The organism is Bacillus sp. C30, assembly GCF_040838255.1.
GTDB lineage: Bacteria > Bacillota > Bacilli > Bacillales > Bacillaceae_G > Bacillus_A > Bacillus_A mycoides.
Genome location: NZ_JBFPJH010000040.1, coordinates 1 through 22,211, shown reverse-complemented (window position 1 = coordinate 22,211; position 22,211 = coordinate 1). Strand labels below are relative to the sequence as shown.

General features: G+C 37.8%; 20 protein-coding genes and 1 riboswitch. Of the genes, 3 read left to right on the top strand and 17 right to left on the bottom strand.

From position 1 onward, the window contains the following. From AB3X49_RS07220 to pcrB, 5 genes are all read right to left on the bottom strand, one after another. On the bottom strand, window positions 1–628 hold a 628-nt coding region (locus tag AB3X49_RS07220), incomplete at its 3' end, for a TSUP family transporter (protein WP_367961237.1). Between the two features lie 94 nt (window positions 629–722). Beyond that, window positions 723–1,919 carry a CamS family sex pheromone protein gene (locus tag AB3X49_RS07215; RefSeq protein WP_367961235.1) on the bottom strand — a complete coding sequence of 399 codons (1,197 nt, stop codon included), beginning with the start codon at window positions 1,917–1,919 and terminating at the stop codon, window positions 723–725. Between the two features lie 16 nt (window positions 1,920–1,935). After that, complete coding sequence (gene ligA / locus AB3X49_RS07210) at window positions 1,936–3,945, bottom strand: NAD-dependent DNA ligase LigA (protein ID WP_367961232.1); 2,010 nt, start codon at window positions 3,943–3,945, stop codon at window positions 1,936–1,938. Between the two features lie 15 nt (window positions 3,946–3,960). Beyond that, the gene (gene pcrA, locus AB3X49_RS07205; protein ID WP_367961229.1) at window positions 3,961–6,192 is read right to left on the bottom strand and encodes a DNA helicase PcrA; all 2,232 of its coding nucleotides are present in this window, start codon (window positions 6,190–6,192) and stop codon (window positions 3,961–3,963) included. Between the two features lie 12 nt (window positions 6,193–6,204). Continuing rightward, window positions 6,205–6,894: a heptaprenylglyceryl phosphate synthase gene (gene pcrB / locus AB3X49_RS07200; protein ID WP_002124878.1), complete on the bottom strand. Its 690-nt coding sequence runs from the start codon at window positions 6,892–6,894 to the stop codon at window positions 6,205–6,207. 439 nt (window positions 6,895–7,333) lie between these two features. On the opposite strand from pcrB, the gene AB3X49_RS07195 reads away from it, so the two are divergent. From AB3X49_RS07195 to AB3X49_RS07185, 3 genes are all read left to right on the top strand, one after another. Further along, complete coding sequence (locus AB3X49_RS07195) at window positions 7,334–7,717, top strand: YgaP family membrane protein (protein ID WP_002124877.1); 384 nt, start codon at window positions 7,334–7,336, stop codon at window positions 7,715–7,717. A gap of 221 nt (window positions 7,718–7,938) precedes the next feature. Beyond that, entirely contained in the window at window positions 7,939–8,784 is an 846-nt protein-coding gene (locus AB3X49_RS07190; protein ID WP_060748964.1) for an SPFH domain-containing protein, read from the top strand. Window positions 8,785–8,799: 15 nt separating this feature from the next. Beyond that, window positions 8,800–8,964, top strand: coding sequence for a type II toxin-antitoxin system antitoxin (locus AB3X49_RS07185; protein ID WP_367961225.1), 165 nt, complete (start codon window positions 8,800–8,802; stop codon window positions 8,962–8,964). Window positions 8,965–9,000: 36 nt separating this feature from the next. Here AB3X49_RS07185 and purD read toward each other — a convergent pair whose 3' ends face one another. The 12 genes from purD to purE form a co-directional block, all read right to left on the bottom strand. Next, window positions 9,001–10,272, bottom strand: a complete 1,272-nt coding sequence (gene purD, locus AB3X49_RS07180; RefSeq protein ID WP_367961223.1) for a phosphoribosylamine--glycine ligase — start codon at window positions 10,270–10,272, stop codon at window positions 9,001–9,003. A 75-nt stretch (window positions 10,273–10,347) separates the two neighbouring features. Then, window positions 10,348–11,883 carry a bifunctional phosphoribosylaminoimidazolecarboxamide formyltransferase/IMP cyclohydrolase gene (gene purH, locus AB3X49_RS07175; RefSeq protein WP_367961221.1) on the bottom strand — a complete coding sequence of 512 codons (1,536 nt, stop codon included), beginning with the start codon at window positions 11,881–11,883 and terminating at the stop codon, window positions 10,348–10,350. 24 nt (window positions 11,884–11,907) lie between these two features. Then, window positions 11,908–12,495, bottom strand: coding sequence for a phosphoribosylglycinamide formyltransferase (purN, locus tag AB3X49_RS07170; RefSeq protein WP_002124872.1), 588 nt, complete (start codon window positions 12,493–12,495; stop codon window positions 11,908–11,910). Next, window positions 12,492–13,532, bottom strand: coding sequence for a phosphoribosylformylglycinamidine cyclo-ligase (gene purM, locus AB3X49_RS07165; RefSeq protein ID WP_002167056.1), 1,041 nt, complete (start codon window positions 13,530–13,532; stop codon window positions 12,492–12,494). Before purM ends, purN begins: the two co-directional genes overlap by 4 nt. 100 nt (window positions 13,533–13,632) lie before the next feature. Next, the gene (gene purF / locus AB3X49_RS07160) at window positions 13,633–15,048 is read right to left on the bottom strand and encodes an amidophosphoribosyltransferase (RefSeq protein ID WP_002124870.1); all 1,416 of its coding nucleotides are present in this window, start codon (window positions 15,046–15,048) and stop codon (window positions 13,633–13,635) included. Further along, window positions 15,033–17,252, bottom strand: coding sequence for a phosphoribosylformylglycinamidine synthase II (gene purL / locus AB3X49_RS07155; RefSeq protein WP_367961218.1), 2,220 nt, complete (start codon window positions 17,250–17,252; stop codon window positions 15,033–15,035). The genes purF and purL overlap by 16 nt, the downstream gene beginning before the upstream one ends. After that, entirely contained in the window at window positions 17,236–17,919 is a 684-nt protein-coding gene (gene purQ, locus AB3X49_RS07150) for a phosphoribosylformylglycinamidine synthase subunit PurQ (protein ID WP_000666771.1), read from the bottom strand. Before purQ ends, purL begins: the two co-directional genes overlap by 17 nt. Beyond that, on the bottom strand, window positions 17,916–18,170 hold the full coding sequence (purS, locus tag AB3X49_RS07145; RefSeq protein WP_000278823.1) for a phosphoribosylformylglycinamidine synthase subunit PurS: 255 nt from the start codon (window positions 18,168–18,170) through the stop codon (window positions 17,916–17,918). The genes purQ and purS overlap by 4 nt, the downstream gene beginning before the upstream one ends. Beyond that, entirely contained in the window at window positions 18,163–18,882 is a 720-nt protein-coding gene (purC, locus tag AB3X49_RS07140) for a phosphoribosylaminoimidazolesuccinocarboxamide synthase (protein WP_002010014.1), read from the bottom strand. The genes purS and purC overlap by 8 nt, the downstream gene beginning before the upstream one ends. Window positions 18,883–18,970: 88 nt before the next feature. Continuing rightward, complete coding sequence (gene purB, locus AB3X49_RS07135) at window positions 18,971–20,278, bottom strand: adenylosuccinate lyase (RefSeq protein ID WP_002124866.1); 1,308 nt, start codon at window positions 20,276–20,278, stop codon at window positions 18,971–18,973. After that, entirely contained in the window at window positions 20,275–21,426 is a 1,152-nt protein-coding gene (gene purK, locus AB3X49_RS07130; protein WP_353824432.1) for a 5-(carboxyamino)imidazole ribonucleotide synthase, read from the bottom strand. Before purK ends, purB begins: the two co-directional genes overlap by 4 nt. Beyond that, window positions 21,423–21,908: a 5-(carboxyamino)imidazole ribonucleotide mutase gene (gene purE / locus AB3X49_RS07125; RefSeq protein WP_002010008.1), complete on the bottom strand. Its 486-nt coding sequence runs from the start codon at window positions 21,906–21,908 to the stop codon at window positions 21,423–21,425. Before purE ends, purK begins: the two co-directional genes overlap by 4 nt. A gap of 110 nt (window positions 21,909–22,018) precedes the next feature. Then, a riboswitch (purine riboswitch) is annotated at window positions 22,019–22,120 on the bottom strand. Window positions 22,121–22,211: the final 91 nt, after the last annotated feature.

Here is a 22,211-nt window from a genome sequence, read left to right as displayed (position 1 = left end):
TAATTATACCGTATTCAAAATGAATCACATCTAAAAATAAAAAAGTAATTAAAGATACGATATTACTAACGAAGTTCAAAAGTTTTCCAGATGCTGCCGCTTGAATAAAATCCAAACCAATTAATAAAAATGCAAAAATTAAAAAGGATCCTGTCCCTGGTCCAAAAAAACCATCATAAAACCCTATCATTAAAATAACAAAGAAAAATATTAATGTTTTCCCTTTTGTCATCTTTTTATAGGTAGATGCACTTCCCCAATCTTTTTTCGCAATAATATAAATGGCAATAAAAACCAACATTACGAGCACTAGTGGACGCAAAATATCAGGCGGAATAAACTTTACTACTAAAGCCCCTGCGACTGCTCCAATAATAGTTAACGGGATTAACTTTCCTACAATCCGAAAATTCACCTTACCTGATCGAATAAAATAAATTGTGCTCGTAAGCGTCCCCATCGTTGCAGCTAATTTATTCGTTGCGATTGCCGAAGCTGGTGATAAACCAACAAACATAAGTGCAGGAAGCGAAATTAACCCTCCCCCTCCAACAACCGAATCAATAAAAGCAGCTAAAAATCCGAATGCAATTAATAAAATAATGACTTGAAAGCTTAGTTCTTCCATGACTTTGCCCCTTACCCCTTTATTTGTAACATTTAAAATTATAACAAAATTTTTCAAGAAAAAAAGCTGTTCCTTTATGGAACAGCTCTCATCTTTAATCTAAAATTTTCACAAACGGTTCATCTTGCTTCGCTTCACGTATAATAATTGCTTCTGGGCGTTCTACAGATTTAATTGTTACTTGTACTTTCATATAATTCGGGAAGTATTCCATAACAAGTCCAGCTACATATTGTGTAAAACCAATCACTTCAGCTTTCCCATTGAATTGGACAGGAATATCGAGCTTCATTTCTCTTAATTCATCATCTCTATACATTCCAGTACCGATAACAGCTGTATAATCTCCTTGGAAATACTCACTTAATTTTGCTTTAAAGTTTGACACCCTCGCAAGATCTTCACGTTTATTATCCGATTTCGCTTGTTCAGACGGGAATAAATAGTATTTCTCATTGATCGGCTTCCAATCCTCAACCGTTTCACTGCCTTTTTCTACCTTAGCATAAGAAACAAAATTCCCTGGTACAAGCGAAGACTTTGGACCTTGACGATAAATCGCAAATGTAACCGGAATATTTTTTATTTCAGGCTTTTTTTGCTGCATTACTTTCAAGATTTCTTGGGCCATCCTTTTCCCTTCAGCTAACATTTTTACATCTGGAATTGCAGCCTCACGCGGATAACCATGCTCTTCCTCATAATATTGAACAGAATTCATCGCTAATCCAATTACAATGCCATCAGGTTCAGCATCGTTCCCACCTTTTTGTACGTAGTAATCATGCTCTAAAATATTTGAGATATACATTGGATTTTTTTTATTTTTCACTTCTAGTGACTCCGAACCTTCACTTAAGGCTGGATTCAGTCCGATATTTGGAAATTTAACTGCATCTTTTTTCAACTTATCCTCTAGCTCTTTTTGTTCAGCATCTGTACGCTTTCTTTTTACAAGCATTTGTATATCTTGAGCCTCTAGAAACTTTCCGCCTTTAAAGAAATAATCTTTCGTACTAAATGATTCTTTGGCAATGCGCATTAGTCCTGTTTCAAATTCATCTATATCTAGACGACTATTTAAACCTTGTACAACTAAACCACGTGCCTTACCTGGATCAAATTGAACCGTTGTCTTATAATATTCATCCGAAATGGAATATTTCGGGATAACCGCTTGTTCTTTCGCTTTCCCCGATTTCTCAACTACTTTTTCATCTTTGTTGGAACCCATGCTACACCCACTTACAAGTAGGCTAAGACTTAATACCGCTAACGCTATTTTTTTCATCGTAAGTTTGCACCTCTTACTTATTCAGCTCTTGTAAGAACCTCTCTTCATTCCAAACTTCAACATTGTGCTTCTCTGCTTGCGCTAATTTCGAACCAGCAGCTTCACCAGCAACAACTAAATCCGTACTTTTACTAACACTTCCTGTTACTTTTCCACCTAATGCCTCAATCTTCTTCTTCGCTTCACTGCGTCCCATAACTTCTAATTTCCCTGTTAAGACGACAGTTTTTCCTGCGAAGTACGATTCAACATTTTGTAAATCAGCAACTTTTATACCTTTGTATGCCATGTTCACGCCATACTCTTTAAATTGTTGTAATAGCTCTAATACGTCTTCATTATCGAAATACGTTACAACGGATTGAGCCATTTTTTCACCAATCTCATTAATTGTTTTTAGTTCTTCTTCCGTCGCTTTCACAAGCTCATCCATCGTTTCGAAATGCTCAGCAAATGTACGTGCCGCTTTCGCACCGACATGACGAATACCAAGACCGAATAATAATCGCTCTAATGAGTTTTCCTTAGAATTCTCAATTGCTTGGACTAAATTTGTTGCTGATTTTTCACCGAATCGTTCTAGTTCTAATAATTGCTCTTTCGTCAATGAATATAAATCAGCAAATGTACGAATATAATCCGCATCAAAGAGTTGTGTAATTACACGTTCTCCAAGTCCGTCAATATTCATTGCATTTCTTGAAACGAAATGAATTAATCCCTCGCGAATTTGGGCTGGACAAGTCGGATTTATACATCGAAGTGCTACTTCTTCTTCTAAACGAACAAGTTCACTCTCACATGCTGGACAATGCGTTGGCATATGATATTCTTCTTCCTCACCAGTACGCTTATCAAAAATAACGTTCACAACTTCAGGAATGATATCTCCAGCCTTTTTCACAACAACGTAGTCACCGATTCGAATATCTTTTTCACGAATTAAATCTTCGTTATGTAAAGAAGCACGACGGACAATAGTTCCGGCTACTCGCACTGGCTCCAGCTCTGCAGTTGGTGTTACAACCCCTGTGCGGCCGACACTTAATTCAATCCCTGTTAATCTCGTAACAACTTCTTCAGCCGGGAATTTATAAGCAATCGCCCATCTTGGACTCTTTGCTGTAGTTCCTAAACTTTCTTGAAGAGCAACATCGTCTACTTTTATAACGATTCCGTCAATCTCATAATCAAGATGCGGGCGTTTTTCTTGCCACTCTTCTACATAGGCTATTACGTCTTCAATTGTTTCACATGTACGACGATTTGGATTCGTCTTAAATCCAAGCTCACCTAAGAAATCCAGTGATTCACTGTGGGATGGAATTGTTTTTTCTTCTACATTAGCAAGACCATACACAAACATAGATAAATTACGCTTCGCTGCAATTTTCGGATCAAGTTGGCGTATCGATCCTGCTGCCGCATTACGTGGATTCGCAAATACATCTTCACCATTTTGCTCTTTTTCCTCATTTAATTTAACGAATGAACGCTTCGGCATATAAGCCTCGCCTCGCGCTTCTAACGTTACTTCTTCATTTAATCGAAGTGGAATTGCTTTAATCGTTTTCAAGTTTTGGGTAATATCTTCGCCCGTTACACCATCACCACGTGTTGCCCCTTGAATAAAGCGTCCTTTTTCATAATGAAGTGAAACAGCAAGTCCGTCAATTTTTAATTCGCATATATATCTTACATTCGCATCATCAATTCCTTGATGTACTCTTCGATCAAAATCACGCAAATCTCCTTCATTAAACGCGTTTCCTAAACTTAACATTGGTGATTTATGCGTTACCTTTTCAAATATATCAAGAACAGTCCCCCCAACGCGAATGGAGGGAGAGTCTTCACTCATAAACTCTGGGTTCTCTGCTTCTAATTTTATAAGCTCCTGCATATCACGGTCATATTCCGCATCAGAAACAGAAGGATTGTCTAATACGTGATATTGATAGTTAAATGTATTTAACAAATCACGCAGTTCTTCTATACGTTTTTTGGCTATCTCTTTTGACATATCCTCAGTCCTTTCCTATTGTTTCGTCACAGGTGCAAATTTTGCTAATAAACGTTTAACACCAATTGGGCTCGGGAACGCAATATCTAATTCTTTTGCATCACCTTCACCTTTTACACTTACAACTGTACCGACTCCCCATTTTTGGTGGGAAGCTTTATCGCCTACTGCCCAGCCAATTTGCTCGCCACCTGTCGTCTTAACAGCCGGACGCGCGAAAGCTGAACGAGAACGTGTTGTAGTTGCGCTTGTCGTTCTTCCTTTTGCACCAAACGAAGTTTCACGCTTCGGTGCTGTTTCGTTTAATGGTTCTACTAATTCTGCCGGAATTTCTGTAATAAATCGAGATGCTGCATTCATACTTGTTCTACCAAATAAAGTACGCATTTGAGCATTGGATAAGTATAGCTCTTCTTCTGCACGAGTAATACCTACATAGGCAAGACGACGCTCTTCTTGCATTTCATCCTCTTCCATAAGAGAACGAGTATGCGGGAATATCCCTTCCTCTAAGCCAACAATAAAGACAACTGGGAACTCTAATCCTTTTGCTGAGTGCATCGTCATTAAAATAACTTCTTCACCAGCAGTTGGATCTTCATCTACACGATCAATATCCGCAACAAGAGCTAAGTCTGTTAAGAATGCAACAAGGCTCTTATCTTCGCTTTGGGATTCAAATGTTTGTGTAACAGATAAAAACTCGTCTAAGTTTTCTAAACGACCTTCTGCTTCTAAAGAACGCTCATTTTTCAACATATCGCGATAGCCTGTCTTCTCAATAACTTCTTCTACTAATTCTGTAACAGATAAATACTCTTGCATATTTACCCAGTTGTGTAATAAACTTGCGAATTCTTTTACTGCTTTTGTTATTTTTGCACTTACACCAACATGCTCAATCTCATCAAATACAGCAGTTAATGAGATTCCGTTTTGCACACCATAATTAATAATTTTATCGATAGAAGTCGCACCAATCCCGCGCTTTGGCATGTTTATAATACGTCCAAAACTAATCTCATCATCTGGATTCCCAATTAAACGTAAGTACGCCAAAATGTCTTTAATCTCTTTACGGTCGTAGAACTTAGTACCTCCGACAATTTTGTAAGGGATATTAGATTTTAGGAAAATCTCCTCAATCATACGAGACTGGGCATTTGTACGATATAACACTGCAAAATCAGTATATTTTCGGTTCCCCATTTGAATATCCTCACGAATTTTTTTCGCAACAAAATACGCTTCGTCCTTTTCGGTTGCAGCACGATAATACGAGATTTTGCTTCCAATTTGATTGTCTGTCCATAATTTCTTCGGTTTACGGTTTGAATTCTTTTCAATTACAGCATTAGCTGCATTTAAAATATTTTGTGATGAACGATAATTTTGTTCTAACAAGATAACTTGCGCATTCTCATAGTCTTTTTCGAATGACAAAATGTTAGAAATGTCAGCCCCGCGCCAGCGGTAAATAGACTGATCCGAATCACCAACAACACAAAGGTTTTTAAAACGTGATGCCAAATGTTTAACAAGAAGATACTGAGCTTTGTTCGTATCTTGATACTCATCAACGTGAATATATTGGAATTTACGCTGATAAAACTCTAGTACTTCTGGAATACGTTCAAATAGCTGAATCGTCGTCATAATTAAATCATCAAAGTCTAATGAGTTATTTTTCAAAAGACGTTTTTGATATTCTGTATATACATCGCTCGTTAATTTTTCATATGGATCAGCGGTTGTAATTTTTTTTGCATATTTATCTGCAGATAACAGTTCATTTTTCGCATTGCTAATACCCGCTAAAATAGAGCGCGGCTCAAACTTCTTCGGGTCAATATTGCGCTCCTTCATAATTTTTTTTACTACAGTTAACTGATCACCTGCATCTAAAATCGTAAAGTTACGATTAATCCCAATACGGTCAATATCACGTCGTAAAATACGTACGCACATAGAGTGGAACGTAGAAATCCAAATGTCTTCTGCTTCTGGTCCAACAAGTTTATCAATACGCTCACGCATTTCACGAGCAGCTTTATTTGTAAAGGTAATTGCTAGTACATTCCATGGAGCCACACCTTTTTCACCAAGTAAATACGCAATACGGTGTGTTAACACACGTGTTTTCCCACTACCTGCGCCTGCCATTAATAGAAGTGGTCCATTTGTTGTTTGTACTGCTTTTTGTTGCTGCGGATTTAAACCATTTAATAACTTATCTGTCGTACTCATATGTGCCTGCACCTACTCTCCTTTTACTGCTTTAACTGTTTTTAATGCCGATTTTATATCATCATAAATAATATTTCCAACAACTACTGTATCAGCATACTGCGCCATTTCTTTCGCTTGTTCTGCATTAGAAATACCACCGCCATAATATAGCTTAGCTTGTTTCAATTCTGCTTTTACATTTTTAACAAGCTCAATGTCTCCATACGTCCCGCTATATTCTAAATAGAATATCGGTAAATGTAATAGCTTGTCTGCTAAACGCGCATATGCAATAACATCATCTTCTGTTAAATCACATTTTGCATCTGTAAGCTGGGCTACTTTCGCTTCTGGGTTTAAAACACAATACCCTTCCATGTAAATTTCGTCCCAGTCCATAATATCCCCAAATTCTTTCAATGCCTCATGATGAACACCTGTTACCCATTCTACTTTTCGGCTATTTAAAACACTTGGGATGTAATAAAAATCAAATCCTGGCGTAATTGCCTCCACATCAGAAACCTCTAACACACAAGGCACTGCATATCTACGAATGCTAACTAGCATGTGTAATACGTTATCAATTGTCACTCCATCACTTCCGCCTACAATAACAGCATCCGTTCCAGATTCACAAATCATTTCTAAATGTTCGTCACTTAACTCCTTATTTGGATCAAGCTTAAATACATGTTTCCATTTGGAAATATCGTACATGAAAACACCCTTTCTTTTCTCTAGTTATATAATTTCTGTTCAAAATAACAGTTAATTTTTATCAAGATTTTTTACATTCCTCGCTATATCTTTACCAGACTTTTTGAACTTCCTTACTATATTTGTTCAAAAAGGAGGATATAGAGAGCCGAGCAGATCGAGGCGCATTCGCCAGGAGGAACGGAATGTAGTTTTTCCTACATGAGTACCGGACTGACGTATGCAACGATGAAATGCGACAGCTATCTTTACCGGACTTTTTGAACTTCCTTTTACGCATTCTTTCATTATAACAAAAAAAACTACCTACACACACGCCCAATCCAACATCTTTTTCAACGTCAAATGTTGGATTACATATCAAAAAACTTATACGGAATACTAACAAATGAAATAGTATTTTCTATTTCGAAGTTAATTAAAAAGGAGTGTTTTTCTAATGAAGCAAAACATCGGCACAATTAGTGCTCTAATTCGAATTACACTCGGACTCATCCTCTTCGGTTGTAGTACAGCTAAACTCGTACGTAAACCTTGGTGCACTTGGTCTAAAGTTTTGCTATGGATTGGTGCCATGAAAATTGCGGAGGGGATCGTTCGTTTCTGCCCTATTGTTGAAGCCTGTAAGTTTGGAAAATATATGAATATGAGCGCATTTAAAATGCCTAGCATGAATTTCACTGAAAAAGGACATAATAAAGAAGAAGTTAATTCAGCTTCCAGTCATGACAAGCCAAAGTCAAAGTCAGATGGAAGTTATGACACTTCTGACAAAGAGATTGAGTCAGCGATTGAAGAATTAATCCTGGCAAAACCGCTTTGAATCATTTGTCACGATGCAAGATGCTCTCAAAGGGACTTAGCTGCTGCAGTGGGCAGCTAAGTCTTCTTTATTTTACCACGAAACAGAACGTACATTCTTGTTTTTCGCCCTTAAAACGTACATAAAAGATATCAAACAATAAAATTCAGAAAATTAGGTGTAACCCTCTTGCATGTAATGATATAAAAGTGATATCATTTTTATATCAAGGAGGCGATCATATGAAAGAAAAACAAGTATTTTATGTTAATGGATTTCTCGGCGTTATTGGAATTTTAGTTTTAGCCGCTGTCGGTGTATTTTTCCTTGTACAAGAAATGTTTGTAATAGCTATTTTAGCTCTCATATTAGCATCTGTTTTAGCTACAGGTATCGGTATCGTTCAACCGAATCAAGCGAAAGTTATTACGTTCTTTGGTAGTTATTTAGGAACAATTCGTCAAAATGGTTTATTTTTAACAATTCCATTCGCGTTTCGTCAAACTGTATCTTTACGTGTTGAAAACTTTAACAGTAAGAAATTAAAAGTAAACGATGTTGAGGGCAATCCAATTGAAATTGCAGCCGTTATCGTATATAAAGTTGTTGATTCCGCAAAAGCAATGTTTGGTGTTGAGCATTACGATCGATTCGTAGAAATTCAAAGTGAAACAGCAATCCGCCACGTTGCTACAAAATATCCTTATGATAATTTCCAAGATGAAACTTGCATCACGTTACGAGGAAATACTGAAGAGATCTCTGAAGAATTAAAGCGTGAGTTAGAAGCACGACTTGAAATCGCTGGCGTAGAAGTATTAGAAACTCGTTTAACACATTTAGCTTACGCAACAGAAATTGCCCATGCAATGCTCCAGCGTCAACAAGCAAAAGCAGTATTAGCTGCTAGAAAAGAGATTGTTGAAGGTGCTGTGAAGATGGCGAAAGATTCAATCCATATGTTAGATGAAGAAGGCGTACTGGAACTCGATGACGAGCGTAAAGCAAATATGGTGAACAATTTATTAGTTGCCATCGTTTCAGATAAAGGTGCGCAACCAGTTATTAATACAGGAAGCCTATACTAAAGGTTGTAAGTGATTATGGCCAAAAAGAAAAGCTTTCCATTACGTATTGATCCTGAATTACACGCAATCATCGAAAAATGGGCGAATGATGAGTTTCGTAGCGTCAATGCACACATCGAGTATTTACTTCGAGAAATGGCAAAGCAAAAAGGGAAATTAAAAAAAGATAAAGATGCATAAAAATCCCGCTGAGAAATCAGCGGGATTTTTTATACATTAGCTTTTCGTCATCTCATGCCCAATTGCACGATATCCTATATCACTTCGGTAAAATAAACCATCACTCTCAATTTTACCGATTTCTTTATAGACCTTATCTTTCGCTTCTTGTAAACTATTCGCCTTGCAAGCAACAAATAATACACGGCCACCGTTTGTTACAAAATCACCGTGTTTCATTACTGTCCCCGCATGGAAAACAATCACATCTTGCAGTGCATCTAATCCGTTAATAATTTCACCTTTTTTATACGCTTCTGGATATCCTTTAGAAGCAAGTACAACACCGATAACAGCATCTTCTGACCATTGTAAAGTTAGTTCACTTTCATCTAACACAGAGTTGCATACATCAACTAAATCATTTTCTAAGCGAGGTAATACAACTTCTGTTTCAGGATCACCAAAGCGTGCATTAAATTCAATTACCTTTGGACCATCATTTGTTAAAATAAGACCTGCGTATAAAATACCTGTAAACGAACGGTTTTCTGCAATCATCGCCTTGGCAGTTGGGTGTAATACTGTTTGAATCGCTTCTTGAACTACTGATTCTGGAATTTGTGGTACTGGAGAATATGCACCCATTCCACCTGTATTTGGACCTTTATCCCCATCAAAAGCGCGTTTATGATCTTGAGCAATTACCATCGGATGTACGGTTGTTCCATTTACGAATGCCATTAATGAAAATTCTTGTCCATCTAGAAACTCCTCAATAACGACCTTCTTGCTTGCTTCACCGAATTTCACATCTTGCAGCATTTCTTTCACAGCTTGTAATGCATCTTCAAGCGTCATTGCTACTGTTACACCTTTACCAGCAGCTAAACCATCTGCCTTAATTACAATCGGTGCACCAACTTTTTGAATATACTTTACTGCTTCTTCATAGTCTGTAAAAGTTTCATATGCCGCAGTTGGAATATCATACTTTTCCATAAGCTCTTTTGTAAAAGCTTTACTACCTTCAATAACAGCAGCTGCTTTATTAGGACCAAATACACGAAGGCCCTCTTCCTTAAAACGATCCACGATTCCGTTCATAAGTGGAATCTCTGGTCCAACGAAAGTTAATTCAACATTCTTCTCTTTTGCAAATAAGACTAATGCATCGAAATCATTCTCATCAATATCAACTGGTGTTGCAACATCTCGCATACCTTCATTACCTGGCGCTACATATACTTTTTCTACCTTTTCAGATTGTCCAAATTTCCAAGCTAAAGCATGCTCACGCCCACCGCGGCCAATTACTAAAACATTCATATTTCATCCCCCAATAATTAAATAAGTACAAACTAGAAGCTATGCTCCTAGTTTGGTTTTTCTACAATTACTCTATTAGTGTTTGAAATGACGTACGCCAGTGAACACCATAGTAATCCCATACGCATCTGCCATTTTAATAGAATCTTCATCACGAATCGATCCGCCTGGTTGGATGATTGCTGTAATTCCAGCTTTTGCTGCTTCTTCTACTGTATCTGGCATTGGGAAGAAAGCATCAGATGCAAGTGCGCTACCTTGTGCTTTTTCGCCAGCTTGTGTAATTGCGATTTTTGCAGAACCTACACGGTTCATCTGTCCCGCGCCTACACCAACTGTCATGTTATCATTCGCTAAAACAATTGCATTTGATTTCACATGTTTTACAACTTTCCAAGCTAGTTTTAAATCTTTCCATTCTTGCTCTGATGGTTCACGTTTCGTTGGAATTGAAATTGCGTCCTCATCTAATGATAACGTATCTTCTTCTTGAACAAGAAGACCACCTTGTACAGAAGTTAGTTTTTTGCTTGCACTTGTCGCTTTTTCAATATTTACAGTTAGTAAGCGTAAGTTCTTCTTACTTTGCAACACTTCTAAAGCTTCTTGTGAGAACGAAGGTGCAATAATAATTTCTAAGAAAATTTCATGTAACTTTTCAGCTGTAGCTTTATCAATTTCACGATTTGCTGCAATAATACCGCCGAAGATTGATACTGGATCCGCTTCATAAGCACGTGTGTATGCTTCATGAATATCAGTTCCTACGCCAACGCCACATGGATTCATATGTTTTACCGCTACTACTGCCGGTTCTGTAAATTCTTTCACGATGCTAAGCGCTGCATCCGTATCATTGATATTGTTGTAAGATAATTCTTTACCGTGTAATTGTTCTGCATATGCAACAGAAGAAGTTGCTGCGAATGGCGCTTTATAGAACGTTGCTTTTTGATGTGGATTTTCGCCATAGCGTAAATCTTGTTTTTTCTCAAATGTCACCGTTAACGTTTCTGGGCTTTCTTCGCCCATTTGCTTTGTTAAGTAGTTAGAAATTAACGCATCATATGCCGCTGTATGACGGAATACTTTCGCTGCTAATTTACGTTTCGTTTCCTCTGTTACTTCACCGTTCTCTTTCAGTTCTGCTAATACAACATCATAATCTACTGGATCTACAATTACCGATACAAATTTATGATTTTTCGCAGCAGAGCGAATCATTGTTGGGCCACCGATATCAATATTTTCAATTGCATCAGCAAATGTTACATCCGGCTTAGCGATTGTTTCTTTAAATGGGTATAAGTTAACAACAACAAAGTCAATTGGTTGAATACCTAATTCATTCATTTGCGCTACATGCATTTCATTATCACGAACTGCTAATAGACCACCATGAATATTTGGATGTAATGTTTTTACACGACCATCCATAATTTCTGGGAAACCAGTTACTTCAGAAATACCAATTACTTGCAAGCCGTTTTCTTCTAATAATTTTTTCGTACCACCTGTTGAAATAACTTCAATCCCTTGTTCAAGTAAACCTTTAACAAATTCTACTACTCCTGTTTTATCTGAAACACTTACTAATGCACGCTTTTTCATTTATCCTTCACCCCTGGTTGTATGTTAGTTAACAGTTGGTTTTTTCACAGACTGAACAATTTGATTCACTGTATTTACGTATAATTTATGTTCAACTTGTTGAATTTTCTTTTGTAAGCTTTCTCTCGTATCCCCTTCAGAAACAACTACTGCTTCTTGCGCAATAATTGGACCTGTATCCATACCTGCATCTACATAGTGAATCGTTACTCCGGTTACTTTCACACCCGCTTCTAACGCTTGACCAACAGCATCTTTCCCTGGAAAACTCGGTAGTAGTGATGGATGAATATTAATAATTTTCCCGCCGTACGCTTCTAGTAAAGTCGTTCCAATTAAACGCATATATCCAGCTAAAATAACATAATCAATTTCATACTCTTCTAGCTTTTTTAATATCTCTTTTTCAAATGCTTCTTTTGACTCATATGCTTTCGCTGAAAAGGAAAAACACGGAATATGGTGATAGTGTGCCCGTCCAATAGCGCGTGCCTCTGGTTTATCACATACTAATAAACTAATATCTGCATCCAATATTTTGTCTTCTACCGCATTAATGAGAGATTGAAAGTTAGAGCCGCTCCCAGAAGCAAAAACTGCTAATCTACTCATACTTCTGTTCCCTCAATAAAGGTAACACCAGACCCTTGTACAGTGTGTCCAATAATATGAGCTTTCTCGCCTTGTTCCTCAAGAAGACGAACAATATCTTTTGCCTCTTCTTCCTTTACTGCTACTACCATACCAATACCCATGTTAAAAATATTGAACATTTCTTTCTCTTCTAGTTTTCCAACCTCTTGAAGTAAACTAAAAATCGGTTGAACTTGCCAAGATCCTAATTCAATTTCCGCACCGATTCCTTCTGGCAACATACGTGGAATATTTTCAATGAATCCACCACCTGTAATATGTGCCATACCGTATACTTCATGTTTCTTCAATAGTTCTAAAATAGGTTTGACATAAATTTTCGTTGGTTTTAATAATTCTTCACCAAGAGGTAGTTCTAAGCGTCCGTAAATACGATTTAAAGATAGTTCTCCATCTTCTAGTAGCACTTTTCTTACTAAAGAATAACCGTTACTATGAATACCGCTAGATGCTAAGCCAATTAATACGTGACCAGCTTCAATTTTTTCACCTGTTACAATTTTCTTTTTATCAACAATTCCAACTGTAAAACCAGCTAAATCGTATTCTTCCGTAGAATACATTCCTGGCATTTCAGCTGTTTCTCCACCAATTAATGCACAACCAGCTTGGCGACAGCCCTCTGATATACCTTTGACGATGTTTTCAATTTTACTAGGTTCAGCTTTACCACAAGCAATATAATCAAGGAAGAAAAGCGGCTCTGCTCCTTGGACAACAATATCATTTACACACATTGCTACTGCATCAATACCAATTGTGTCATGTTTATCTGCCATAAAAGCGAGCATCAATTTCGTTCCCACGCCATCTGTTCCAGATACTAATACAGGTTCTTCTAATGCAAATTTTGATAGATCAAACATACCTCCAAAACCGCCTAAACCGCCTAGCACTTCTTTTCTCATTGTTGTTTGTACGTGTTTTTTCATGCGAGATACCGCTTCATATCCAGCTTCAATATCTACTCCTGCTTGCTTATATGCATTCGCCATCGTTATTTACACCTCGTCTTTTAATTTCTCCCCATCCAGGGCGGCCGTTTTAAGAAAGAAGCTAGCTTCTACATCAAAAGAAGTAGAAGCTTTTTTCTTCTTATTTCATACTTTCTAAAAGCTCTTGCTCATAATCATAAAGAGCTGTTGGATAGTCTCCATTGAAGTAAGCCATACATAGACCACCGTATTTCCCTTCATATGGGCGTCCAATTGCATCTACTAATCCATCTTCACTTAAAAATGTTAGTGAATCTGCTCCGATGATTTGACGGATTTCTTCTATTGAATTATTTGCTGCGATTAATTCTTTTCTCGTTTGAATATCAATGCCATAGAAGCATGGATACTTAAGAGGTGGTGAAGCAATTCTTACATGGACTTCTGTCGCTCCAGCCTCGCGAAGCATACGAACAATTCGTTTACTTGTCGTTCCTCTTACGATAGAATCGTCAATCATAACAACTCGTTTTCCTTCAACTACGCCTCTTACTGCTGAAAGCTTCATCTTAACCCCTTGCTCACGCAGTTCTTGAGAAGGTTGAATAAACGTACGTCCAACGTAACGATTTTTAATTAACCCTAACTCATACGGAATTCCTGTCGCCTCCGCATAACCAATTGCTGCTGAAATACTAGAGTCTGGTACACCAGTAACAACATCAGCTTCAATAGGAGCTTCCGCCGCTAAACGTTTCCCCATGTTTTTACGTGCTGCATGAACATTAATACCAGCGATATTAGAATCTGGACGTGCAAAGTAAATGTATTCCATACTGCAAATCGCATGGTCTACTTCATTTGTAAAACGATCTACGTGAATTCCTTCATCATTGATAATAAGCAATTCACCAGGTTCTACATCACGAATGTATGTTGCACCAACTACATCGAAAGCACATGTTTCCGATGCTACAACGTAAGCATCCCCCATCTTTCCAATTGAAAGAGGACGGAATCCATTTGGATCTAGCGCAACGATCATTTCATTTCCAGTTAGTAAAAGATATGCAAACGCACCTTTCACTTTATTTAGAGCCTCTTTTACACTATCAATTAAAGAATCTTTTGTACTACGCTTAATGAGGTGTAAAAGTACTTCTGTATCTGAACTTGTTTGAAAAATACTTCCCTCTGCCTCTAATTCACGACGAAGCATTTTTGCATTAATTAAATTTCCGTTATGAGCTAACGCCATGCTATGATCGGAAAAACGGAATAATAATGGTTGAACGTTAGCAACTTCACTTCCACCAGCTGTTGCATATCGTACGTGTCCAATTGCTGATTTCCCGTTTAATCCCTCTAGCTCACCTCTTGAAAACACTTCTGATATTAAACCTAACCCCTTGTGACCGATGATTTTTTCCCCATTATTTACAACAATGCCTGCGCCCTCTTGCCCACGGTGCTGCAAACTGTGCAATCCGTAGTACGAAACTTGTGCTGCATTTTCATGCCCCCAAATTCCAAAAACGCCACATTCTTCATTTAACCCCTTTATTTCAGCAAGCATGGGATTGCCCCTTTCCAAGCCTTTCTCATTTCATCTACATTTGCTGTAAGTAATACTTCATTTTCTTCATTATGAATTGTTACTTCATTTGTATTTGTCACTTCTCCAACTTGAATTGCTTCAACCGCTTTCTCAAATGCTTCTTTATTTTCACGTTTTACAGTTATAACGAAGCGAGATTGTGATTCTGCAAATAATACTGCTGTTGCTTCCCCATCTAATTTCACAGTAGCACCTAAACCGTTAGCACCAATTGCACTTTCAGTAATTGCAACTGCTAAACCACCTTCTGCAACATCATGTGCAGATTGAACAAGGCCAGCTTGAATTGCTGCTAGTACTTGTTTTTGGCGTTTTAATTCTACATCTAGATTGATGCTTGGTGATTGACCGAAAATTTTTCCGTAGATCATTTTCTGTAATTCACTTCCACCAAACTCAGCTTTCGTCTCTCCAATTACATAAACTAAATCGCCAGCTTGTTTAAATTCCTGTGTTGTTACGTGTTTTAAATCGTGTACAAGTCCAACCATCCCAACAGTTGGTGTTGGATATACAGCTTCACCACTACGCTCGTTATACATTGATACATTCCCGCCGATAACTGGCGTTTGTAACTTGCAGCAAGCTTCACTCATACCGTCTACTGATTTCTCAATTTGCCAGAAAATCTCTGGTTTTTCTGGGTTACCGAAGTTTAAGCAATCTGTAATTGCAAGTGGCTCCCCGCCAGAACATACGATATTACGTGCTGCCTCTGCTACTGCAATTTTACCGCCCACTTCTGGATCTAAATAAATGTAGCGAGAGTTACAATCTGTCGTCATTGCTAATCCTTTTTCTGTACCGCGTACACGTATAACCGCTGCATCTGAACCTGGTGTAACGATTGTGCTAGTGCGCACTTGATAATCATATTGATCATATACCCACTCTTTACTTGCAATCGTTGGTTGTTGTAATAGAGCTAATAACGTTTCTTTATAATCTTCTACTTTTGGTGTTTCCATTTTCATCTGCTGGAACTCAGCAAAGTATGCTGCTTCTTTTGACGGTTTATGATAAATTGGTGCTTCTTCTGCAAGAGCATCCGCTGGTACTTCAGCTACCATTTCATCTTTATGGAATAAGCGAAGCATTTTATCTTCAGTTACTTTCCCCATCGTAACTGCTGCAAGACCATACTTCTCAAATAAATCTACTATTTCTTGCTCTCTACCTTTTTTCACAACGATTAACATACGCTCTTGTGATTCAGATAACATCATTTCATATGGAGTCATGCCAGTTTCACGCTGCGGTACATCATCTAAGTACATTTCAATACCCATACCTGCTTTACTTGCCATTTCTGCAGAAGATGATGTTAAACCAGCAGCTCCCATATCTTGAATTCCAACAAGTGCATCAGACTGAATAAGTTCTAAACATGCTTCAATAAGAAGTTTCTCCATAAATGGATCCCCTACTTGAACTGCCGGACGCTTCGCTTCTGAGCTTTCAGATAACTCTTCAGATGCGAATGTTGCACCGTGAATACCATCACGACCAGTTGATGCTCCTACGTACATTACTGTATTACCAGCACCATGTGCTTGCCCTTTTTTAATATCTTCATGATTAATTAGGCCTACACACATTGCATTTACAAGTGGATTTCCTTCATAACATGGATCAAACTGTACTTCGCCGCCAACAGTAGGAATACCAATGCAGTTACCGTATCCTGCGATTCCTGCTACTACTTCTTCAAATAAATATTTCACGCGTGGTGATTGTAATTCACCGAAGCGAAGTGAGTTTAATAGAGCTACCGGACGTGCTCCCATAGAGAATACATCGCGAATAATACCACCGACACCTGTCGCTGCCCCTTGATATGGCTCAATTGCAGAAGGATGGTTATGACTTTCCATTTTAAATACCACCGCTTGATTATCACCGATATCTACAATTCCAGCGCCTTCTCCAGGTCCTTGTAAGACACGCTCACCTGTCGTTGGAAACTTACGAAGAACTGGCTTTGAATTTTTATAACTACAATGTTCAGACCACATAACAGAGAATAGTCCCGTTTCTGTATAATTCGGCAAACGGCCTAAAATCTTTTCAACCATGGCAAACTCTTCGTCTGTTAGCCCCATTTCCGCATATATACGCTCTTCTTTAATTTGTGTTGGATTTGGCTCAAGCATTAACGACATATGTTTCCCTCCACTGTTTTAAGATAGATTGAAAGACTTTTAAACCTTCAGCACCGCCAAGTAATTCATCTACAGCACGCTCTGGGTGTGGCATCATACCAAGAACATTTCCTTTTTCATTTACAATACCCGCAATATCTGAAACGCTTCCATTCGGATTTTCTACGTAACGGAATGCGATTTGATTATTCTCTTCTAATTGTTTAAGAGTCGCTTCATCACAATAGTAATTTCCTTCGCCATGTGCAATTGGAATATTAATTACTTCATCTTTTTCATATTGTGATGTAAACATCGTTTCATTATTTTCAACACGTAACTGAACCGTACGGCACATAAATTTCAAGTTTTCGTTTCTCATTAATGCTCCTGGTAGTAATCCTGATTCAACAAGAATCTGGAATCCATTACATACACCTAAAATTGGCTTTCCTTGCTCAGCAGCTTTTTGCACTGCTTTCATTGCGTTAGCAAAGCGAGAAATAGCACCACAACGTAAATAGTCACCGTAAGAGAATCCACCTGGTAGTAAAATTGCATCATATTCATCTAAATTCTCTCTATCGTGCCAAACGTAATCTACTTCTTCACCAAGCTCATCTTTAATTGCATGGAACATATCGACATCACAGTTCGAACCTGGGAATACTATGACTGCAAATTTCACTGTGCGACAACCTCCTCAACTTCATAACGGAAGTCTTCCATTACAACGTTTGCTAATAATTTTTCACACATTTCTTTTACCTTGCTATCCAGATCAGATACTGATTTATCAATTGTTAATTCCATATATTTTCCGATTCGAACGTCTTGTACTTCTGTAAATGAAAGACTATGAAGTGCTCCCTTTACCGCAGTTCCTTGTGGATCTAATACACTTTCTCTTAACGTTACATATACCTTAACTTTATACATGTGAAGCTCCCCCTAAACGTTTTAAAATTTCTTCATATGCTTCTGTTAAATTCCCAAGATCACGACGGAATACATCTTTATCAAATTTTTCATTGCTCGTTTCATCCCATAAACGGCAAGTATCTGGTGAAATTTCATCTGCTAATATGATTTCCCCTTCTTCTGTTACGCCAAACTCTAATTTAAAATCTACTAATCTTACACGACAGCTTGCGAAATGCTCAATCAACACTTGATTGATTTGTAGAGCTGCATCTCGTAATACGCTTACTTGCTCTGGTGTTGCAACATTTAACAAACGAATATGATCTTCCGTTACAAGTGGATCTCCTAAATCATCATCTTTGTAGTAAAATTCTACGATTGGTGTTGTAAGAGCAGTTCCTTCTTCCATTCCTAGTCTTTTTGAAAGACTACCTGCAATTACGTTTCTTGTGACAACTTCTAATGGAATAATACTCACCTTTTTGACAAGTTGTTCTGTATCAGATAACTTCTCCACAAAGTGTGTTTTAATTCCAACTTCTTGTAACTTTCTGAACAATAAAGTTGTAATCTCATTGTTCAAACGACCTTTTCCTGTAATTGTCGCTTTTTTCTCCCCATTGAAAGCAGTCGCACTATCTTTGTACTCTACCCAAACCATATCTGCTGCTTCTGTACGATAAATTCTTTTTGCCTTACCTTCATACAGCAATTCTAGCTTTTGCATTTCGCAAGCCCCCTGTAGTTTGAAAAATGTGAATAATATTTTTATAAAGAATGGCACAGAATGACTCTATTCTGTGCCATATGAAATTTTACGCTTCGTTTAATCCAAGGCGTTCAAAGATTGTATCAACGTGTTGCATATGATGTTCATAATTGAAACATTCGTTAATTTCTTCTTGCGTTAACTTACTTGTAATACGCTCGTCAGATTCTACAAGCTCTTTAAATTGTACTTGTGTTTCCCAAGCTTCCATTGCTTTAGGCTGTACGATATCATAAGCTTCTTCACGTACCAGACCTTTGTCAATTAGTGTAAGCATTACGCGTTGAGAGTAAATTAAGCCGTATGTTCTTGTCATATTGCGTTTCATATTCTCTGGGAATACAGTTAAGTTTTTAACGATATTACCAAAGCGATTTAACATGTAATTTAACGCGATTGTAGCATCTGGTAAAATTACGCGTTCTGCAGAAGAGTGAGAGATATCACGCTCATGCCATAACGGAACATTCTCGTAAGCTGTCATCATATAACCGCGGATAACACGAGCTAAACCAGTCATATTTTCAGATCCAATTGGATTACGTTTATGCGGCATTGCAGAAGAACCTTTTTGACCTTTTGCGAAAGCCTCTTCAACTTCACGTGTTTCACTCTTTTGTAAACCACGAATCTCAACTGCCATCTTTTCAACAGATGTTGCGATTAGTGCAAGTGTTGACATGTAATGTGCATGACGATCACGTTGCAATGTTTGTGTTGAAATTGGTGCTGCTTCTAATCCTAAGTTTTCACAAACATACTTTTCTACGAATGGATCAATATTTGCATATGTACCAACCGCACCAGATAACTTACCAACGCGAACTGTATCAGCAGCTTGTTTGAAACGCTCTACGTTACGTTTCATTTCTTCATACCAAAGACCAAGTTTTAAACCAAATGTTGTTGGCTCTGCATGTACACCGTGTGTTCTTCCCATCATAATCGTGTATTTATGCTCTTTCGCTTTATTAGCTAAAATGCTAACAAAGTTTTCTAAGTCTTTTAACAAGATTTCATTTGCTTGTTTTAAGATATAAGATAACGCTGTATCTACTACGTCTGTAGATGTTAAACCGTAATGAACCCATTTACGTTCCTCGCCTAATGTTGGTGTTTCTGATACAGCACGAGTGAAAGCAACTACGTCATGACGTGTTTCTTTTTCAATTTCATAAATACGATCAATATCAAATGTTGCATGTTCACGAATTTTTTTCACATCTTCTTTTGGAATATCGCCAAGCTCAGCCCATGCTTCACACGCTAAAATCTCAACTTCTAACCACGCTTTAAATTTGTTCTCTTCCGTCCAAATCGCACCCATTTCAGGGCGTGTATAACGATTAATCATCTTTTTCCCTCCAACAGTTGTTCTTGATGGTCCCAAATATGCAAACTCTTCGCTTTTTCTAGAGCGACTTCAATATTATCATTTAAAATATTAACATGCCCCATTTTTCGCTGCGCTTTTGCTTCTTCTTTTCCATACAAGTGTAAATAGCACCCGGTTAGTCTATTCACTTGTCCTAGGACCCCTTCTATATGTTCGCCTAAAATGTTTACCATGACAACTGGTTTTAACAAATTTGTTTCTCCAAGAGGTAAATTACAGATTGCTCGAATATGTTGACCAAATTGACTCGTTTCACATGCATCCTGTGTATAGTGTCCTGAATTGTGAGGTCTTGGTGCTAATTCATTAATGTAAATCTCACCGTCAGCTGTAGCAAACATCTCTACCGCTAGTGTTCCCACAAGTTCTAGTTCATCCGCAAGTACCTTTGCGTAATCAATTGCTTTTTGAGAAAGTTCTTCTGTAATGCGGGCTGGAACGATAGATTCATGCAAAATATTATTTACATGAATATTTTCCGCTACCGGAAATACTTTAGTTTCACCACTTACACTACGAATTACAATAACTGATACTTCTTTTTCAAAAGGCACCCATTTTTCTAGAATGCACTCTGCTTTATTAGTAAGTTCTTTTGCTCTCACAACATCAGCTTCACTCTTTAAAACCACTTGCCCTTTACCATCGTATCCACCTGTCGTTGTTTTTAAGACAGAAGGGAAAGATAACTCTTTAATTGCTTCTGTAAGTTGATCTTGATTTTGAACCAATCTATACGATGCTACTGGTAACCCAGCTTTTTCAATTGCATTCTTTTCTGTAAAACGATTTTGCGTTTTATTTAACAACTGACTACCTTGTGGTAAGTAAGCATGTTTTTCAAGCCATTGTAAACATCTATAATCAATATTCTCAAATTCATATGTGACAACGTCGCTTATCTCTGCTAAATGCTGAATTGCTTTTAAATCGTCATATGGTGCAACGACTTCAACATCAGCAACTTGTGCACATGGTGAATGCTTTGTAGGATCTAAAACAGCAATTTTATAACCCATTTCCTTAGCTGCCAACGCCATCATTCTTCCAAGCTGGCCGCCTCCAATAATGCCGATTGTTTTTCCAGGTAAAATGATTCTCGTCATACTAGCTCACTACCTTCACGCACAGTTTTCTCAATAGCTTCTCGTCTCAACTCTAATGCATCATGTATATCATCATGAAATGATCCAAGTATTTGTGCAGCAAGTAATCCAGCATTCGTTGAACCAGCCTTACCAATTGCAACAGTTGCAACTGGAACCCCTCCTGGCATTTGGACAATGGATAATAACGAATCTAGGCCGTTTAACGCCTTTGATTGAACTGGAACACCAATTACAGGAAGATTTGTCTTCGCTGCAACCATTCCTGGTAAATGCGCTGCTCCACCGGCTCCAGCAATAATAACTTTTAATCCACGTTCACGAGCTGTTTCTGCATATTCAAACATATAATCCGGAGTCCGATGAGCGGATACAACTTTTTTCTCATACGGTATATTTAATTCATCTAAAATGTCACAAGCATATTTCATTGTTTCCCAGTCTGACGTGCTTCCCATTATGACTCCAACTAGTGATTTCATATTAGAATCCCCCCGATTCAAATAAAAAAAGCCTGAAATAGAACAGTTTCTCTTTTACTATGAGAGAAAGTGCTCTACTCAGGCATACGTATCCCTTGTGAATAGAAAAATACCGAGTGACTTTCCCTCATAGTCTAACGAATAACGGTCGTTAGGTAGAGACTTGCAGGCCATATCCCCGCGATTATATGAGGTCTTATATATTATTGTTTCTATGGCTATATTAACAATATTTCATAAACAATGTCAATAAATAATCGAATGTTTTTTTATTAGTCATCGATAACGTTCGTGTTTTAGTTA

What these genes read in the sequence shown, in the direction of transcription:
- purD (WP_367961223.1), bottom strand. Translation starts at nt 10,272, where the DNA reads ATGAATGTTTTAGTAATTGGCCGCGGTGGGCGTGAGCATGCTTTAGCT.
- AB3X49_RS07190 (WP_060748964.1), top strand. Translation starts at nt 7,939, where the DNA reads ATGAAAGAAAAACAAGTATTTTATGTTAATGGATTTCTCGGCGTTATT.
- purC (WP_002010014.1), bottom strand. Translation starts at nt 18,882, where the DNA reads ATGCAAAAGCTAGAATTGCTGTATGAAGGTAAGGCAAAAAGAATTTAT.
- purF (WP_002124870.1), bottom strand. Translation starts at nt 15,048, where the DNA reads ATGCTTGCTGAAATAAAGGGGTTAAATGAAGAATGTGGCGTTTTTGGA.
- purS (WP_000278823.1), bottom strand. Translation starts at nt 18,170, where the DNA reads ATGTATAAAGTTAAGGTATATGTAACGTTAAGAGAAAGTGTATTAGAT.
- purH (WP_367961221.1), bottom strand. Translation starts at nt 11,883, where the DNA reads ATGAAAAAGCGTGCATTAGTAAGTGTTTCAGATAAAACAGGAGTAGTA.
- pcrA (WP_367961229.1), bottom strand. Translation starts at nt 6,192, where the DNA reads ATGAGTACGACAGATAAGTTATTAAATGGTTTAAATCCGCAGCAACAA.
- purM (WP_002167056.1), bottom strand. Translation starts at nt 13,532, where the DNA reads ATGGCGAATGCATATAAGCAAGCAGGAGTAGATATTGAAGCTGGATAT.
- AB3X49_RS07195 (WP_002124877.1), top strand. Translation starts at nt 7,334, where the DNA reads ATGAAGCAAAACATCGGCACAATTAGTGCTCTAATTCGAATTACACTC.
- AB3X49_RS07185 (WP_367961225.1), top strand. Translation starts at nt 8,800, where the DNA reads ATGGCCAAAAAGAAAAGCTTTCCATTACGTATTGATCCTGAATTACAC.
- purL (WP_367961218.1), bottom strand. Translation starts at nt 17,252, where the DNA reads ATGTCGTTAATGCTTGAGCCAAATCCAACACAAATTAAAGAAGAGCGT.
- pcrB (WP_002124878.1), bottom strand. Translation starts at nt 6,894, where the DNA reads ATGTACGATATTTCCAAATGGAAACATGTATTTAAGCTTGATCCAAAT.
- ligA (WP_367961232.1), bottom strand. Translation starts at nt 3,945, where the DNA reads ATGTCAAAAGAGATAGCCAAAAAACGTATAGAAGAACTGCGTGATTTG.
- purE (WP_002010008.1), bottom strand. Translation starts at nt 21,908, where the DNA reads ATGAAATCACTAGTTGGAGTCATAATGGGAAGCACGTCAGACTGGGAA.
- purN (WP_002124872.1), bottom strand. Translation starts at nt 12,495, where the DNA reads ATGAGTAGATTAGCAGTTTTTGCTTCTGGGAGCGGCTCTAACTTTCAA.
- purB (WP_002124866.1), bottom strand. Translation starts at nt 20,278, where the DNA reads ATGATTAATCGTTATACACGCCCTGAAATGGGTGCGATTTGGACGGAA.
- AB3X49_RS07215 (WP_367961235.1), bottom strand. Translation starts at nt 1,919, where the DNA reads ATGAAAAAAATAGCGTTAGCGGTATTAAGTCTTAGCCTACTTGTAAGT.
- purK (WP_353824432.1), bottom strand. Translation starts at nt 21,426, where the DNA reads ATGACGAGAATCATTTTACCTGGAAAAACAATCGGCATTATTGGAGGC.